This is a genomic window from Streptomyces sp. YIM 121038 (assembly GCF_006088715.1).
GTDB lineage: Bacteria > Actinomycetota > Actinomycetes > Streptomycetales > Streptomycetaceae > Streptomyces.
In genome coordinates, this window is record NZ_CP030771.1 from 8,870,017 (window position 1) to 8,886,380 (window position 16,364).

The window sequence follows — 16,364 nt, forward strand, 5'->3', positions numbered from 1 at the left end:
ATTTCTCAAGAGCGCAGGGCGACCGTGAGGCTGCGGCCGTACGCGTGGCGCGTGGTGACGTCGATCCTGGTGCCGCCGGGGACGGCCCGTACGCGCACCCCGTCGTCGGCGTCGACGACGCGCAGCGGACGGCCGCGCAGCAGGACCCCGACGGCGTCCCTGCCCATGGTCGGGTCCGACACGGCGACCTCGACGGACGGGGTGCCTGGCCCGCGCCGCACGAGGACCGACGCGGGCCCGTCCACGCACAGCCGCCCCACCTCCTGGCGGCCGTCCGTAAAGGAGTTGAGGGCCGTCAGGCCGAGGCCGGTGTGTGTGACCGCCTGGAGGCGCGGGGAGTTGGCGAGCACCTCGACCTCCGCGTACGACCGCAGCCGCGCCTCGCTCGCGTGCGGCAGCAGCGCGTAGGCCAGGCGCGCGGGGGCGGCACCGGCCTCCTGCTCGACCCGCACGGCGAACACCCCGCGGGTCACGGGAGTGTCCGGATTCGCCGTCCTGACGGCGCGGAGGCTGCGCGTCACGTCGTCCAGGGCGACGCGCACCGGGGGCGTGTCCAGGAAGACGTAGCCGACCGCGCCGCCCCGCGCGGTATCGGCCCAGCGCAGCCAGGCGAGGCGGCCGGTCCCGGTGCCGCTCCAGGGCCGTCCGTCGCGCAGCGCCCCGGTGAGGGTCACACGGTCGCCGGGCGCGGAGATCCGGGTGTCGAGGGTCGTGGCCACCGCGCGCCCGGCGGCGTCCCCGACGCCCGCCGCGAGCACGACGACCTCCTCGTCGAACAGGAACCACGACTTGGTGGCGGAGGCGTTGCGGTACGTCACGAAGTCGTCCGGCAGCAGGGCGCGGTCGCGGTCGGCGACATCGCTCGACTGCACCATCGCGGCGGCGCCGTACGCGCCCAGGACGGCACCGCCCGAGAACCGGTTGGTGCCGCGCGGGAAGTAGACGTACGTGTTCTGCGACTCCGAGGACGACGTGAAGCGCAGCGGGTGGGAGGGGTTGTCGTAGTAGGGCTTGCCGTAGAGCTCGGGCACGGAGCGGCGCGCCTCCACCGGGGCCGTGACCCCGGCGAGTCCGTAGGGCGAAACGGCGGTGAAGTGGTCGACCCCGAACGCCTCCGTCTGGTCCTGCCCCGACAGATACAGATAGTGGGCGCCGTCCCCCTGGAACCAGGGCAGCAGGTTCTCCCCGTTCATGTACTCGTACTTGCTGATCCGGTCCGAGCTGCGGGCGAGCGCGAACGCGTAGCCCGGTCTGCGGTGCACGGTCCTGTCCATGGCGTTGAACGCGACGCACCGCGCGGCGGGATTGAGGTCGGCGGCCGGGACGGACGCGTCGCCGAGGATGTCGGCGTACCGCACGACGCTGACGGGGGAGACGAACCGGTTCGGGTCGGGGGCGACGCGGGACGTCTGCCGCACGTGCTTCACATAGCCGCGCAGGGCGCGCGCGTCGTCGCCGCGCGCGAGCGACGCCAGGTCGACGACGGCCTCGACGACCACGCCCACGTCGGCGTATCCGGTGTCGGTGCGGGAGACCGCCCGGCCCTTGACGATCTCCATCATCCAGCCCTCGAAGATCACCGGGGCGAACCCGTCCCGCACCCACCGCAGCACGACCGGCACCAGCTCCTCGCCGTGCGCGAACCCCGTCCCGTCCAGGAACTTCAGGGTCTGCACCACCCGGGTGAGGAGCCCCTTCCCGTACGAGCCCGTGTAGGCGACGGAGGAGTGCTGGAGGAACGATCCGTCGGCGTAGTACCCGTCCGTCACGCCGTGCTTGAGGTCGTAGGGGTCGATGGTGGCGAACACCGTGAGCTGGTCGGTGAGCGCCTTGCGCACCCGCGCGTCGTCGGCGAGCAGGACGCCCTGGAGGACGCGGTTGGTGGTGATGTCCGCGAGGTTGGCCCCGGTGTGGAACCGGGAGTCCAGGTTCACGTCCCCGCCGACGCCGTTGCGCAGATACGCGTCCATGGAGGCGACGTACGTGCGGATCAGCTCGGGACGGTACGCGCGGACCGCGTCGGCAAGGAGCACCAGCGTCTTGCTGATGTGCTGGGAGATGCCGATCTCCCAGTGGAACCAGTTGCCGTAGTAGCCCTTGGCCTGGTCGCCGTAGTACCGCTCGTGCAGCCAGGTGAGGCCGTCGACGACGCGGCGCTGCACGGCGGTGTTCCCGTACAGGTCGGGGGCGGGGAGCCCGGGCGTGCGGGTGGCGAGCGCGATCTCGTACAGCTTGCGGAAGGCGGTGTTGAGGCCGGCCTCGTCACTGCCGAGCACGAGGCCGTCGAACAGCTCGTCCGGTCCCGCGTCGTCGAGCGCCCTCAGGTCCGCCCGCGCGGTGCGCTCGACGGCGGCGAGCTTGGCGCGGGTCTCGGGCCTGGCGTTGGACTCCGGGGTCCCGGCGAACACGGCCACCACGTTGGCGACGAGGCGGTCCCGGTCGGCCGCGCTCGCCTGCCGCCGGGGGACGACGCTCAGCAGCCCGGCGGCGGCGAGCGCGGAGAGCAGACGTCTGCGGGTGAGGTCCATGGGGTCCTCCGCGAGTGGGGGTGGCCTGTCGGCGGCGGAGTCAAGCAGAGGGGAGGGGGCCGGGCAAGGGGACGGGCCCGGCACGGAGCGATCCGGCCGGGCCCGGCACGCCGACGTCCCCCGCCCGGCGGTGGCTGCCGCCGGGCGGGGGACGTCGGTGGAGGGCCGTCCCAGGCCGTGTCTCAACGCCCCTGGAGGCGCTTGACGTTGTCGCCGAACGTCCAGTTCCGCGAGCCGTCCCAGTTGATCGACCAGGTCATCAGGCCCTTGAGGGCGCCGTTGTAGTTGTTCCAGGCCTGCGAGACCAGGCTCGGCGACATGTGGCCGCCGCCCGCGCCGGGCTGCGCGGGAAGGCCCGGCACCTGCTTGTCGTAGGGGACCTTGATGGTGGTGCCCTGGATGTTCAGGCCCTTGTTGAGACAGTCGGTCTGGGCGACGAAGCCCTGCACGGTGCCCGCGGAGTAGGAGTCGCCGGCGCAGCCGTACATGCTGCCGTTGTAGTACTGCATGTTCAGCCACCACAGGCGGCCGTTGTCCGCGTACTTCTTGACGATCGGCAGGTACGCGCCCCAGATCGAGCCGTACACCACGCTGCCGCCGGTGACGTACGCCGTCTCCGGGGCCATCGTCAGGCCGAAGTTGGGCGGCATCTGGGCGAGCACGCCGTCGATGATGCGGATGAGGTTGGACTGGGACGGCGAGAGCTGGTTGATGCTGCCGCCGCCGACGAGGCCGGTCTCGATGTCGATGTCGATCCCGTCGAAGTTGTACTTCTTGAGGATCGGCACGATCGTCTGCACGAAGCGGTCGGCCACCGCGCTCGAATTGAGGTCGATCCCTGCCGCCGCGCCGCCGATCGACATGAGGATCGTGGCGCCGTTGGCCTTGGCCTGGCACATCTCCGACGGGGTCGCCACCTTCACGGTGGCGTCCATGCCGTCCTCCCACAGGACCGTGCCGTCGGAGCGGATCACGGGGAAGGCGGCATTGATGACGTTGTAGCCGTGGGCGCCGATGCGGGCGTCGGTGATGGGGGTCCAGCCGAACGGCGGGTGGACCCCGTTCGACGCGCCGTCCCAGTTCTCCCAGTAGCCCTGGAGGACCTTGCCCGCGGGTTTGGACTTGACCGGACAGGTCTCGTCCTGCGCTGCCGCCGGCGCGTCCGGCGCCGCCGCGGCGGGCAACTGTGCCGCGAAGGCCAGCGCCAGGGCCGCTCCCAACAGACGTACCGTCCGACCGATCATGGCGTGCTCCCTCGGGGAGGCCTTGCTACGGATGGGATGTGATGCGGCCGACGGTAAGTAGGTATAGACCTGTCGTCAATAGGTCTGGTCCAATCTGAAACTGTCGGTGTGTCAGGAGCCGAGCCGCCAGCCTTCGCCCTCCGGTACGACGCGGCCCCCCGTCGGCGGGGCGAAGTGGGTGCCGAGCAGGAGCGCTCCGGTGTCCGCGGCGGCGCCGAGCAGGGCGCGGCGGGTCCTGCGGGCCAGGGCGGGGTCGATGTCCACGCAGCTGTTGATCTCCGGGTGCGCCAGCTGGACGGGGTGGTGGACGGCGTCCCCGGTGATCAGCGCGGTGGCGTCCCCGTCGCCCAGCTCCACGGCGACCTGGCCGGGGGTGTGGCCGGGGGCCGGGAGGAGCCGCAGGCCCGGGGCGAGTGTGACGGGGCCCTCCGTGATGTCCGCGAAGTCGAGCAGGCCCGCTTCGTGGACCGGATGCACGGAGTCCAGGAACATCTGGCGCCGGGACTCCTCCATCTCCGCGGTCGCCCAGTGGTCCCACTCCGTGCGGGTGGTGAGGTAGCGGGCGTTGGGGAAGGTCGGCACCCAGCTCCCGCCGTCCAGGCGGGTGTTCCAGCCGACGTGGTCGGCGTGCAGATGGGTGAGGATCACCAGGTCCACGGACTCGGGCGGGAAGCCCGCGGCGGTGAGCCGGTCGAGGTAGTCGGTGTCCAGGTCGTTCCAGGCGGGCAGCGCGCGCTGCTTGCCGTTGCCGATGCCCGTGTCGACGAGGATCCGCCGGCCGTCGACGGTGAACGCGAAGCTGTGGCTGGACGCGCGCAGCACGCCGTCGGCGTCGGCGAAGTCCGGGGTGAGCCACGGCGTTCGGGCGACGGTGTCCGGGGTGGCGTCGGGCAGCAGCCAGGCGCCCGTCTCGGGCGGGAAGTCGATCTCGTCGACGCGGTGCACGGCGAGGTTTCCCACGGTCCAAGTGGGGGCGGGGTGGTGGTTCATGCGGGGCTCCGTGACTCGATCGAGGGCCGCCCCCGGCGTTCCGGCGGGCTTAAAGCAATGCCTTTGCGTTAGTGGAGGCTAGCCCCTAAGGTGACCTAAGGCAAACCCTTAGCTTTTGTGGGCCTCTGCCTCCCCCCGGCCTCCCCGCACCCCCTCGCCGACCGTCCCGCCCCTTCTGGAAGGACCCACCCCATGCCCCCTGCCGGACTCGACATGCCCCCTGCCGAACTCGACCGCCACGACGCGGCCCGCTGGGCCCACCGCGCGGGGCTCCCGCTGGCCGATGAGCGGCTGGACGCCGTGGCCGCCACCGCCGCGCACATCCACGCCGTCGTCGCGACCCTGCGCGAGCTCGACCTCACCGACGTGGCGCCCGCGCCCGTCGGGGCGGAGGTGCGCGATGCGGCCGTATGAGCTGACCCTCGCCGCCGCGGCCGCCGCGATCGCCGCGCGCGAGCTGTCCCCGGTCGAACTCACCGCGTCGGTCCTGGAGCGCGTCGCGGAGGTGGAGCCGCACCTCAACGCCTATGTGGAGGTGCGGGCCGAAGCCGCCCGCCGGGCCGCCGGGCAGGCGGAGCGCGACCTCGCCGCCGGGCGTGCGCGCGGCCCCCTGCACGGCGTCCCGTTCGCCCTGAAGGACCTCATCGACGTCAAGGGGCAGCCCACGAGCGCCAGTTCCCGCGTGCGCGACGGCCATGTGGCGCCCGCCGACAGCACCGTCGCCGCCCGGCTCGCGGCGGCGGGCGCCGTCCGGCTCGGCAAGGCCCACACGCACGAGTTCGCCTACGGCCTGACCACGCCGCAGACCCGCAACGCCTGGAGCGCCGACCGGGTCGCGGGCGGGTCGAGCGGCGGCTCGGCCGTCGCCGTGGCGGCCGGAGCCGCGCTCTTCTCGATCGGCACCGACACCGGCGGCTCCGTCCGGGTCCCCGCCGCGCTCAACGGCGTGGTCGGCCTGAAGCCCACCTACGGCCTGGTCCCCACGCGCGGCGTGACCTCCTTGTCCTGGTCGCTCGACCACGTCGGCCCCCTCACGCGCACGGTCCAGGACGCCGCACTCGTGCTGCCCGCCCTCACCGGAGACGCCCATCTGCCGTACGAGGAAGGGGATCTGACCGGCCTGCGCGTCGGCGTCCCCGCCACCTACTACTTCGACCGCGTCACCCCTGACGTCGAAGCCGCCGTACGGGCCGCCGTCGAGCGCCTGCGCGAGCTGGGCGCCGACCTCGTCGACGTGCGCATCCCGATGACCCGCTACGTCCAGGCGGTCCAGTGGGGCCTGATGGTCCCCGAGGCCAGCGCGAACCACGAGCGGACGCTGCGCACGACGCCCGAGCTGTACGGGGCCGACGTCCGCGCCCTGCTTGAGGCGGGCGAGCTGTTCCACGCGGGCGACTACCTGCGGGCCCAGCGCGCCCGCACCCTGATGCGGCAGGAGTGGGCGCGGCTCCTGGAGGAGGTCGACGTCATCGCCGCGCCCGCCGTGCCGCTGACCGCGGCCCGCGCCGGGCAGCAGTCCGTGCGGTGGCCCGACGGCACGGCGGAGAGCGTTCCGGACGCCTACGTACGCCTGTCCGCGCCCGCCAACATCACCGGGCTGCCCGCCCTGACCCTGCCCGTCGGCCGCGACGGCGCGGGCCTTCCCCTGGGCATGCAGCTCATCGGGCGTCCACGCGGGGAGGCGACGCTGCTGCGCGCGGGGCAGGCGTACGAACGGACGCGGCCGGACACGGGCGCACTGGCTCCGGCACCGGTCGCCGCGCCGGTCTGAGCGGCCCGCAGGGGCCGGACTCCCCGCCCCGTAGAAGCTAGGAATGCGCGTTAAGGTGAACGGCATGAGTCCCAGGCCCATGGCCCGACCCGGCGGGCGCAGCGCCCGGGTGCAGGCGTCCGTGCACGCCGCCGTGCGCGAGCTGGAAGCCGAGCAGGGCCGCGCGGCGCTGACCGTCCCGCTGGTCGCGGCGCGGGCCGGGGTCACGCCGTCCACGGTCTACCGCCGCTGGGGCGACCTCCAGGAACTCCTGTCGGACGTCGCGGTCGAGCGGCTGCGGCCCGAGGCGGACCCCGCGGACCACGGCGGCTTCCGCGCCGACCTGACGGCGTGGGCCGAGCACTTCCTGGAGGAGATGTCGTCGGCGCCGGGCCGCGCCTATCTGCGCGACGCGCTCCTCGGCGACCCCGAGAGCGGCAACGCGAGCCGCTGCTCGGACTACTCCGCCGAGCACGTCGACCTGCTTCTGGCCCGCGCCGCCGAGCGGGGCGAGCGGGGGCTGCCGGAGCGCGAGGCCGTCATGGACCACGTGGTCGCGCCGCTCGTCTTCCGGATCCTGTTCCGGCCGGACGGCCTGTCACCGGAGCACGCGCGCGCCCTCGTGGCCGAGGTCGTCGGGGCGAGCGCGCGCTGAGCACGGCCGGTGACCGGGGGAGGCCCCGGCCACCGGCCGCCGTCCGTCAGGACTCCCGCGCCGTCAGCTCCGCCCGGACCTGCCGCGCGGCGGCGACCAGGTTCTCCAGGGACGCCCGGGTCTCCGGCCAGCCGCGCGTCTTCAGGCCGCAGTCCGGGTTGACCCACAGCCGCCCGGCCGGGATGGCCTCAAGTCCCTTGCGCAGCAGGGCGGCCGCCTCGTCGGCGCCCGGCACCCGCGGCGAGTGGATGTCGTACACGCCGGGGCCCACCTCGCGCGGATAGCCCGCGGCGGCCAGCTCGTCCGCGACCTGCATGTGCGAGCGGGCCGCCTCCAGGCTGATGACGTCCGCGTCGAGGTCGTCGATGGCCTGGAGGACGTCGCCGAACTCCGCGTAGCACATGTGGGTGTGGATCTGCGTCTCGGGCCGCACGCCGCTCGTGGTGAGCCGGAAGGACTCCGTCGCCCACCGCAGGTACGCGGCCCGGTCCGCGGCGCGCAGCGGCAGGGTCTCGCGCAGCGCGGGCTCGTCGACCTGGATCACCGACGTGCCCGCCGCCTCCAGGTCGTTCACCTCGTCGCGCAGGGCGAGCGCCACCTGGCGCGCGGTGTCGCCGAGCGGCTGGTCGTCACGGACGAACGACCACGCGAGCATCGTCACCGGGCCGGTCAGCATGCCCTTGACGGGCCGGTCGGTGAGCGCGTTCGCGTACGCGGTCCAGCGCACCGTCATCGGCTCCGGGCGCGAGATGTCACCGGCGAGCACCGGCGGCCGCACATAGCGCGTGCCGTACGACTGGACCCAGCCGTGCCGGGTCGCCAGATAGCCGGTGAGCTGCTCGGCGAAGTACTGGACCATGTCGTTGCGCTCGGGCTCGCCGTGCACCAGGACGTCGATGCCCGCCTTCTCCTGGAAGGAGAGCACCGCCTGGATCTCGGACTCGATGCGCTCCTCGTACCGGGCCGCGTCGATGCGGCCCGCGCGCAGATCGGCGCGGGCCGCCCGCAACTCGGTGGTCTGCGGGAACGAGCCGATGGTGGTCGTCGGGAGCAGCGGCAGGCCCAGGCTCGCGCGCTGGGCGGCGGCCCGCTCGGGGTAGGGCTGCGCGCGCCGGGCGTCGGCGGCGGTCGCGGCGGCGGCGCGGGCCCGCACCGCCGGGTCGTGGGTGAGCGCGGAGCCCGCGCGCGACGCCAGGTCGGCGCGGTTCGCGGCGAGTTCGGCGGCGATGGTGTCCGGGCCCTGGGACAGACCGCGGGCCAGGGTGACCAGCTCGGTCGTCTTCTGCCGGGCGAAGGCGAGCCAGCGGGCGACCTGCGGGTCGATGTCGCGCTCGACGGCGGCGTCCAGCGGCACGTGCAGCAGGGAGCAGGAGGCGGCGACGTCCACGCGGTCGGCGAGCCCGAGCAGGGTGCCGAGGGTGCTGAGGGACTTCTCCAGGTTGTTGATCCAGATGTTGCGCCCGTCGACGACACCCGCGACCAGGCGCTTGCCGGGTAGGCCGCCCGCCCGCGCGAGGTCGTCCAGGTTGGCGGCGGCGGGCCCCGTGAAGTCGACGGCCAGTCCGTCCACGGGCGCCTTGGCGAGCACCGGGAGCGCCTCGCCGAGCCGGTCGAAGTAGGAGGCGACGAGCAGCTTCGGGCGGTCGTCGAGCGCGCCCAGGTCGCGGTAGGCGCGGGCCGCCGCGTTCAGGTCGGCGGGCGTGCGGTCCTGCACGAGCGCGGGTTCGTCCAGCTGCACCCAGGCGGCGCCCGCCGCCCGCAGGTCGGCGAGGACCTCCGCGTACACGGGAAGCAGCCGGTCCAGGAGGGTCAGCGGCTCGAATCCCGGGTCGACGTCCGGCGCGGGCTTGGCGAGCAGCAGATAGGTGACCGGGCCGACGAGCACGGGGCGCGCGGCGAGGCCGAGCGCGAGCGCCTCCTTCACCTCGGCGACCTGCTTCGTCGCGTCCGCCGCGAAGACGGTGTCCGGGCCCAGCTCCGGCACCAGGTAGTGGTAGTTGGTGTCGAACCACTTGGTCATTTCCAGGGGCGCCACCTCCGCGGTGCCCCGGGCCATAGCGAAGTAGCCGGCCAGCGGGTCCGCCGCGACGGCGGCGCGGTGCCGGGCGGGGATCGCCCCGACCATCACGCTGGTGTCCAGGACGTGGTCGTAGTACGAGAAGTCGCCGGTCGGGACCTCGTGGACACCGGCGTCCGCGAGCTGCTCCCAGTTCGTGCGGCGCAGCAGGGCCGCCGTCTCCCGCAGGCCCGCAGCGCTGACGCGGCCCTTCCAGTAGCCCTCGACGGCCTTCTTCAACTCCCGGTCTGCGCCCTGACGGGGGTAGCCGTACACGGTGGCCCGTGCCGCCGCGGCTGCGGACTTGTCTGTCACAGAACTCTCCTTCGCGAGCAATGTCGTGTGGGTCCCGGGACGATCGGGAGCGCGAAGGAGGAACAGACCGGCCGACCGGCCACGGCCGTCGATGGCCGCGCGCCTGTGCCCGATGTGTACGCCGACCCGCCCACGAGGTCACCGGTGAGCCGCGCACGCCGGGGCGCGCACGGGCAACGGGCAGGTCTTCGGACTCGCGGGCGAGACCTCCGAGGAGGTCACCTACTGGCCGTCGCTTCCCGGGTCCGTGCCGGACCCAGTGCGTATGACGGCGGTCGTTCCCACTCACCGCTGCGGGGCAGTCCCGGATTTCCACCGGGTTCCCTCTTACGACGCCACTGCCTGGCGGGCAGGACGAACCAGTCGCGCCGCAAGCGTATGTGATGAACCCCTGTCCGGGGGAGGGGGGAAGACGGTGGGCGCGGCTTACTGCACATTGCTTGCAATTACTATGGTGATGCAGTAGCCGGGCCGGTCGGCACGCGGAAGAAGCGGGAGTACACGCATGGCACCCCCTCGGATCGTTCTGGGGATCGAGTCTTCGTGCGACGAGACCGGGGCAGGTCTCGTGCGGGACGGGCGGCTGCTCGGGCACGCCGTCGCGTCCAGCATGGACGAGCACGCCCGCTTCGGCGGCGTCGTCCCCGAGATCGCCGCCCGCGCCCACGTGCACGCGCTGAACCCGGTGGTCCGCCGCGCCCTCGACCGGGCGGGGCTGCGGCTCGGCGACATCGGCGCCGTGGCCGTGACGACCGGGCCGGGGCTCTCCGGCGCCCTCCAGGTCGGCCTCGCCGGGGCGAAGGGCCTCGCGTACGCGCTCGACGTACCGCTGTACGGCGTGCACCACCTGGCCGGGCACGTCGCCGCCGACACCCTGGAGCACGGGCCGCTGCCCGACCCGTGCGTGGTCCTCATCGTCTCCGGCGGCCACACCTCGCTGCTGCTCGTGCGCGACCTCGCCCGGGACCCCATCACCCACCTGGGCGACACCCTGGACGACGCCGCGGGGGAGTGCTTCGACAAGGTGGCCCGCGTCTTCGGGCTGCCCTACCCGGGCGGTCCCGCCGTCGACCGCGCGGCCCGCGCGGGCTCGCCGGACGCGGTGGCCTTCCCGCGCCCCCTGACCGGGCCGCGCGACGACCCGTACGCCTTCTCGTTCTCCGGTCTGAAGACCGCCGCGGCCCGCTGGGCCGAGAGCCACCGGGGCCGCGAACTGCCGGTCGCCGACGGGGCCGCCGCGCTCCAGGAGGCCATCGCCGACGTCCTGACCCGCAAGGCCGTCGCGGCCTGCGCCGCGCACGGCGTGGGCACCCTCGTGGTCGTCGGCGGCGTCGCCGCCAACTCCCGGGTGCGGGCCCTCGCCGAGGAGCGCTGCCGGGCCGCGGGGATCACCCTGCGCGTCCCGCCGCTGGGCCTGTGCACCGACAACGGCGCGATGATCGCCGCCGTGGGCGACCTCCTGGTGCGCGCGGGCGCCGAGCCCGCGCCCCTCGGCGTGTCCATCGACCCCTCGGCGCCGCTGGAGTACGCCGCGCTGCACCCCGTCGCCCGGGTCGCGAGGGCCGCCTGATGGCCGCCGTCGTGCACCGCCTCGCGGGCCCCGACTTGCTCGCCCACCGCGAGGGCATCCGCACGGTCTACGCCGCCGCCTTCGCCGAGCCGCCCTGGCACGCGGAGCCCGCCGCGGCCGACGCCTATCTGACGCGCCTCGCGGCCGACACCGCCCGGCCCGGCTTCGCGGGCGCCGTCGCCCTCGACGGCGAGCGGGTGCTCGGCTTCGCCACGGCCTGGACGTCGAGCACCCCGCTGCCCGACGCCCGCTCCTACCCGCGCGTCACCGCCGCGCTCGGCGCCGAGCGCACCGCCGCCTGGCTGTGCGGCGGCCTGGAGGTCGACGAACTCGCCGTCACACCCGGCGCGCACGGGCGCGGACTCGGCCGTACGCTCCTCGAAGCGGTCACGCGCGACGCGCCCGACGCCCGCTGCTGGCTGCTCACGTCCGTGCGGGCCGACGCCACCGTCCGCTTCTACGGGCGGCTCGGCTGGCGGCAGGTCACCCACCCCGCCCCCGACGGCCACGGCATCGCCGTCTTCCTCGGCCCCGACCACCCGGCGCGCACCGCCGCCGCACCGCCCCTGTAACCCCCGAGCCCCCGCCCGGAGCACGCCTTGCGCACCGCCGACATCCGCACCCGCTTCCTCGACTTCTTCGCCGAGCGCGGCCACACCGTGGTGCCCAGCGCCCCGCTGCCCACGCCCGACCCGACGCTCCTGTTCGTCAACGCGGGCATGGTGCCGTTCAAGCCGTATCTGACCGGTGCGGCCGCGCCGCCGTGGCCGCGCGCCACCAGCGTGCAGAAGTGCGTGCGCACCCTCGACATCGAGGAGGTGGGCAAGACCACCCGGCACGGCTCGTTCTTCCAGATGAACGGCAACTTCTCCTTCGGCGACTACTTCAAGGAGGAGGCCATCACCTTCGCCTGGGAGCTGAGCACCCGCTCCGTCGCCGACGGCGGCTACGGCCTCGACCCGGCGCGGATCTGGGTGACCGTGCACCACTCCGACACCGAGTCGCGCGGGCTGTGGCGGCGCGTCGCGGACCTGCCCGACGAGCGGATCGTGGTCCGCGGCGACGAGGACAACTTCTGGTCCATGGGCGTGCCGGGACCGTGCGGCCCCTGCTCGGAGCTGTACTACGACCGGGGCCCCGCGCTCGGCCGCGCGGGTGGCCCCGCCGTCGACGAGGACCGGTACATGGAGTTCTGGAACCTCGTCTTCATGCAGTACGAGCGCGGCGAGGGCACCGGCAAGACCGGCTACCCCGTCCTCGGCGAACTCCCGCGCCGCGCCATCGACACCGGCATGGGCCTGGAGCGCATGGCCACCCTGCTCCAGGGCGTGGACAACCTCTACGAGATCGACGAGACCCGCCCCGTCCTCGACCGCGCCGCCGAGCTCACCGGGGTCCGCTACGGCGCCGACGCCACCGACGACGTCCGCCTGCGCGTCGTCGCCGACCACGTCCGCACCGCCCTGATGCTGCTCGCCGACGGCACCGCGCCCGGCAACGAGGGCCGCGGCTACGTGCTGCGCCGCATCCTGCGCCGCGCCGTGCGCTCCCTGCGCCAGCTCGGGTACGGCGACCCGGCCCTCGCCGACCTCCTCGCCGTCGCCCGCGACCGGATGGCACCGAGCCACCCCGAGGTCGCCGACTCCTTCGCGCGCGTCGCCGACCAGGCCCAGGGCGAGGAGGACGCCTTCCGCGCCACCCTCAAGCAGGGCACCACCGTCCTGGACACCGCGGTCACCCGGGTCAAGGCCGACGGCGGGCGCCAACTGCCCGGCGCCCAGGCCTTCCTGCTGCACGACACCTACGGCTTCCCCATCGACCTCACCCTGGAGATGGCCGCGGAGCAGGGCGTCGAGGTCGACCGCGACGGCTTCACGGCGCTCATGAGCGAGCAGCGCGAGCGGGCCCGCGCCGACGCCCGCGCCCGCAAGTCCGGCTCCGCCCCCGACACCTCGGCCCTGCGCGCCGCCCTCGACGCGCACGGGCCCACCGACTGGCGCGCCTGGGACACCCTGGCGACGGACTCCCGCGTCCTCGCGCTGCTGGGCCCCGCGGGCCCCGTACCGGTCGCCCGGGACGGCGAGATCGTCACCGCCGTCCTCGACCGCACCCCGTTCTACGCCGAGTCCGGTGGCCAGGACAGCGACGCCGGACGGCTCACCGGGGCCTCACTGGAGGCCGAGGTGCTCGACGTGCAGCGGCCGCTGCCCGGCCTGGTGGCCCATCAGATCCGCGTCATGGCGGGGGAGGTGGCCGTCGGCGACGCCGTGCACGCGGCCGTCGACCCCGAGTGGCGCCTCGGTGCGCGCCAGGCCCACTCGGGCACCCACGTGCTGCACGCCGCCCTGCGCGAGGTCCTCGGCCCGACCGCCCTGCAGTCCGGCTCCTCCAACCGCCCGGGCCAGCTGCGCCTGGACTTCCCCTGGCGCGGCGGCCTCTCCGCCACCGTCCGCAGCGAGGTCGAGGAGGCCGCCAACCGCGCGCTCCGCCGCGACCTGCCCGTCGGCGTGCGCTGGATGACGCTGCCCGAGGCCAAGGAGCTCGGCGCGCTCGCCCTGTTCGACGAGACGTACGGCGAGCAGGTCCGGGTGGTCGAGATCGGCGGCGCCTGGTCGCGCGAGCTGTGCGGCGGCACCCACGTCGAGCACGCCGCGCAGATCGGCGTCATCGCGCTGACCGCCGAGTCGTCGGTGGGCGCGGGCCTGCGGCGCCTGGAGGCCGCGGTCGGCATCGAGGGCTTCGGCTACCTCGCGCGCGAGCGCGACCTCGTCGCCGAGATCGCCGAGCAGCTCCAGGCGCCGCGCGCCGAACTCCCCGACCGCGTCGCCGCGTTGCTCGGCCGGCTCAAGGCCGCCGACCGGGAGAACGAGCGCCTGCGGCAGGCGGCCCGTGCCGCGCGCGCCGCCGAACTCGCCGGGCGGGCCGTCGAGGTGGCGGGCGCGTACGTGGCCACCGCGACGGCGGAGGGTGACGCGGGCGCCGCGCGGGCCCTGGCCCTCGAAGTGCGCGGACGGCTGCGCCCCGAGCGGCCGGGCGTGGCCGCCGTGACCCTCTCCGGCGACAAGCCGGTGCTCGCCGTCGCGGTGAACGAGGCGGCGCGGGCGGCGGGCCTGTCCGCGTCCGCCCTGGTCAAGCGGCTGCTCGGCGGTCGCGGTGGCGGCTCCGACGAGGTGGCGCAGGGCGGTGGGACGGACCGGGGCGCGCTCGCGGCCGCGGTGGCCGGACTCCCCGGCGTCGTGCGCGAGGAGCTCGGCGCCTGAGCGCGGCGCGACCAGCCGCGGCGGCCGTCGTTCGTCCGAGGCCCGTGGTGGCTGGTCGCGCAGGTCCCCGCGCCCCTTCGGGGGCGTGAGGGGTGCGGTAGGGGTGGGCCTCCATGGACTTACTAGGACGTCCAAGTATATCGTCGTGACCAAGGCCCGCGGTGCAGGGAAGCCGGTGTGAATCCGGCACGGTCCCGCCACTGTGACCGGGGAGCGCGTCCCCATGAAGGACCAACGCCACTGACGGAGAAGTCCGCCGGGAAGGCGAGGAGGCGCGTGCTGATCCGGGAGTCAGGATACCGGCCGCGGGGTGTTCCGTGTTGTCCACGAGGATGGAGCAGACACGCATGGCCCCGGTGCGCACCCGCGACCCTGGAGATCCGGACCTGCGAGCGGTGATCCCCGCTGCCTGAAGGCTGTTCGGCGTGCCCTGTGGCGGTACGCGGCCCAGCCCTGCCATCCCCGGACCGCACCTGACGAGAGAAGCAGGTCCCCCATGGTCCGTGAACTGACCCATTTCATCGGCGGCGAGCACACCCCGGGAACATCGGGAACGCACGCCGACGTGTACGACCCCAACACCGGTGCCGTCCAGGCACGCGTACCGCTCGCGCACCGCGCCGACACCGAGGCGGCGATCGCGAACGCCGCGAAGGCGCAGCCCGCCTGGGGCGAGTGGAACCCGCAGCGCCGCGCCCGCGTCCTGCTGCGGTTCCTCCAGCTCGTCGAGGACGAACGCGACGCCCTCGCACGCCTGTTGTCGTCCGAGCACGGCAAGACCGTCGCCGACGCGCACGGCGACCTCCAGCGCGGCCTGGAGGTCGTGGAGTTCGCCGCGGGCATCCCGCACCTGCTCAAGGGCGAGTTCACCGACAACGCCGGGACCGGCATCGACGTGCACTCGCTGCGCCGCCCCCTCGGCGTCGTCGCCGGGATCACGCCCTTCAACTTCCCCGCGATGATCCCGCTCTGGAAGGCCGCGCCCGCGCTCGCCTGCGGCAACGCCTTCGTCCTCAAGCCGTCCGAGCGCGCCCCGTCCGTCCCGCTGCGCCTGGCCGAGCTGTTCCTCGAAGCGGGCCTGCCGCCGGGCGTCCTGAACGTCGTCAACGGCGGCAAGGAGTCCGTCGACACGCTCCTGGAGGACCCGCGCGTCAAAGCGCTCGGCTTCGTCGGCTCCACGCCGATCGCCGCGCACGTGTACGCCACCGCCGCCGCGCACGGCAAGCGCGCCCAGTGCTTCGGCGGCGCCAAGAACCACATGATCGTGATGCCGGACGCCGACCTCGACAGGGCCGTCGACGCGCTCGTCGGCGCGGGCTACGGCTCCGCGGGCGAGCGCTGCATGGCGATCTCCGTGGCCGTCCCGGTCGGCGAGGCCACCGCCGACGCCCTGGTGGCCCGCCTCAAGGAGCGCGTCGGGGCCCTGCGCGTCGGCCGTTCCGACGACCCCGAGGCCGACTTCGGCCCCCTGGTCGCCCGTGACGCCGTCGAGCGCGTGCGCTCCTACGTCGACCTCGGCGTCCAGGAGGGCGCCGAACTCGTCGTCGACGGCCGTGACTTCACCCTGCCCGGCCACGAGGGCGGCTTCTTCGCGGGCGCCTCGCTCTTCGACCGCGTCACCCCGGACATGCGGATCTACCAGGAGGAGATCTTCGGCCCCGTCCTGTCCGTCGTCCGGGCCGCCGACTACGAAGAGGCGCTGCGGCTGCCCACCGAGCACCCCTACGGCAACGGCGTCGCGCTCTTCACCCGCGACGGCGACACCGCCCGCGACTTCACCCGGCGCGTGGACACCGGCATGGTCGGCGTCAACGTCCCCATCCCGGTCCCCGTCGCCTACCACACCTTCGGCGGCTGGAAGCGCTCCGGATTCGGCGACCTCAACCAGCACGGCCCCGACGCCATCCGCTTCTACACCCGCACCAAGACCGTCACCTCGCGCTGGCCCTCCGGGGCGAAGGAAGGCGCGAGCTTCACGATCCCGACGATGGCGTGA

At 74.1% G+C, this 16,364-nt stretch carries 11 protein-coding genes and 2 riboswitches; of the genes, 7 read left to right on the forward strand and 4 right to left on the reverse strand.

Annotated elements, in window-relative coordinates:
* Nucleotides 1–5: 5 nt before the first annotated feature.
* The 3 genes from C9F11_RS36940 to C9F11_RS36950 form a co-directional block, all read right to left on the reverse strand.
* Entirely contained in the window at nt 6–2,528 is a 2,523-nt protein-coding gene (locus tag C9F11_RS36940; protein WP_138963966.1) for a polysaccharide lyase family 8 super-sandwich domain-containing protein, read from the reverse strand.
* 182 nt (nt 2,529–2,710) lie between these two features.
* Nucleotides 2,711–3,772: a chitinase gene (locus C9F11_RS36945; protein WP_138963968.1), complete on the reverse strand. Its 1,062-nt coding sequence runs from the start codon at nt 3,770–3,772 to the stop codon at nt 2,711–2,713.
* 111 nt (nt 3,773–3,883) lie between these two features.
* Nucleotides 3,884–4,762, reverse strand: coding sequence for an MBL fold metallo-hydrolase (locus C9F11_RS36950; RefSeq protein ID WP_138963970.1), 879 nt, complete (start codon nt 4,760–4,762; stop codon nt 3,884–3,886).
* 213 nt (nt 4,763–4,975) lie between these two features.
* Between C9F11_RS36950 and C9F11_RS36955 the strand changes: the two genes are divergently transcribed.
* From C9F11_RS36955 to C9F11_RS36965, 3 genes are all read left to right on the forward strand, one after another.
* Nucleotides 4,976–5,176 (forward strand): DUF4089 domain-containing protein, encoded by a 201-nt coding sequence (locus tag C9F11_RS36955; protein ID WP_138967464.1) that lies wholly within the window; start codon nt 4,976–4,978, stop codon nt 5,174–5,176.
* Nucleotides 5,163–6,533 carry an amidase family protein gene (locus C9F11_RS36960; protein WP_138963972.1) on the forward strand — a complete coding sequence of 457 codons (1,371 nt, stop codon included), beginning with the start codon at nt 5,163–5,165 and terminating at the stop codon, nt 6,531–6,533. Before C9F11_RS36955 ends, C9F11_RS36960 begins: the two co-directional genes overlap by 14 nt.
* A gap of 64 nt (nt 6,534–6,597) precedes the next feature.
* Complete coding sequence (locus C9F11_RS36965) at nt 6,598–7,167, forward strand: TetR/AcrR family transcriptional regulator (RefSeq protein WP_138963974.1); 570 nt, start codon at nt 6,598–6,600, stop codon at nt 7,165–7,167.
* A gap of 46 nt (nt 7,168–7,213) precedes the next feature.
* Here the strand turns inward: C9F11_RS36965 and metE are convergent, their stop codons facing one another.
* A complete protein-coding gene (metE, locus tag C9F11_RS36970; RefSeq protein WP_138963976.1) occupies nt 7,214–9,538 on the reverse strand; it encodes a 5-methyltetrahydropteroyltriglutamate--homocysteine S-methyltransferase in 2,325 nt (774 codons plus the stop codon).
* Nucleotides 9,539–9,699: 161 nt separating this feature from the next.
* Nucleotides 9,700–9,917, reverse strand: a riboswitch (cobalamin riboswitch).
* 126 nt (nt 9,918–10,043) lie between these two features.
* Here metE and tsaD point away from each other — a divergent pair.
* From tsaD to C9F11_RS36990, 4 genes are all read left to right on the forward strand, one after another.
* Nucleotides 10,044–11,108: a tRNA (adenosine(37)-N6)-threonylcarbamoyltransferase complex transferase subunit TsaD gene (tsaD, locus tag C9F11_RS36975; RefSeq protein ID WP_138963978.1), complete on the forward strand. Its 1,065-nt coding sequence runs from the start codon at nt 10,044–10,046 to the stop codon at nt 11,106–11,108.
* Nucleotides 11,108–11,680, forward strand: coding sequence for a GNAT family N-acetyltransferase (locus C9F11_RS36980; RefSeq protein WP_138963980.1), 573 nt, complete (start codon nt 11,108–11,110; stop codon nt 11,678–11,680). Before tsaD ends, C9F11_RS36980 begins: the two co-directional genes overlap by 1 nt.
* A gap of 27 nt (nt 11,681–11,707) precedes the next feature.
* Nucleotides 11,708–14,368: an alanine--tRNA ligase gene (gene alaS / locus C9F11_RS36985; RefSeq protein ID WP_138963982.1), complete on the forward strand. Its 2,661-nt coding sequence runs from the start codon at nt 11,708–11,710 to the stop codon at nt 14,366–14,368.
* Nucleotides 14,369–14,503: 135 nt separating this feature from the next.
* A riboswitch (cobalamin riboswitch) is annotated at nt 14,504–14,691 on the forward strand.
* 173 nt (nt 14,692–14,864) lie between these two features.
* Entirely contained in the window at nt 14,865–16,364 is a 1,500-nt protein-coding gene (locus tag C9F11_RS36990) for a CoA-acylating methylmalonate-semialdehyde dehydrogenase (protein ID WP_138963984.1), read from the forward strand.

Excerpts from the sequence above, each read along its gene's own strand:
- C9F11_RS36955 (WP_138967464.1), top strand. The coding sequence starts at position 4,976 with ATGCCCCCTGCCGAACTCGACCGCCACGACGCGGCCCGCTGGGCCCAC.
- C9F11_RS36965 (WP_138963974.1), top strand. The coding sequence starts at position 6,598 with ATGAGTCCCAGGCCCATGGCCCGACCCGGCGGGCGCAGCGCCCGGGTG.
- C9F11_RS36945 (WP_138963968.1), bottom strand. The coding sequence starts at position 3,772 with ATGATCGGTCGGACGGTACGTCTGTTGGGAGCGGCCCTGGCGCTGGCC.
- C9F11_RS36940 (WP_138963966.1), bottom strand. The coding sequence starts at position 2,528 with ATGGACCTCACCCGCAGACGTCTGCTCTCCGCGCTCGCCGCCGCCGGG.
- C9F11_RS36960 (WP_138963972.1), top strand. The coding sequence starts at position 5,163 with ATGCGGCCGTATGAGCTGACCCTCGCCGCCGCGGCCGCCGCGATCGCC.
- C9F11_RS36990 (WP_138963984.1), top strand. The coding sequence starts at position 14,865 with ATGGTCCGTGAACTGACCCATTTCATCGGCGGCGAGCACACCCCGGGA.
- tsaD (WP_138963978.1), top strand. The coding sequence starts at position 10,044 with ATGGCACCCCCTCGGATCGTTCTGGGGATCGAGTCTTCGTGCGACGAG.
- C9F11_RS36950 (WP_138963970.1), bottom strand. The coding sequence starts at position 4,762 with ATGAACCACCACCCCGCCCCCACTTGGACCGTGGGAAACCTCGCCGTG.
- C9F11_RS36980 (WP_138963980.1), top strand. The coding sequence starts at position 11,108 with ATGGCCGCCGTCGTGCACCGCCTCGCGGGCCCCGACTTGCTCGCCCAC.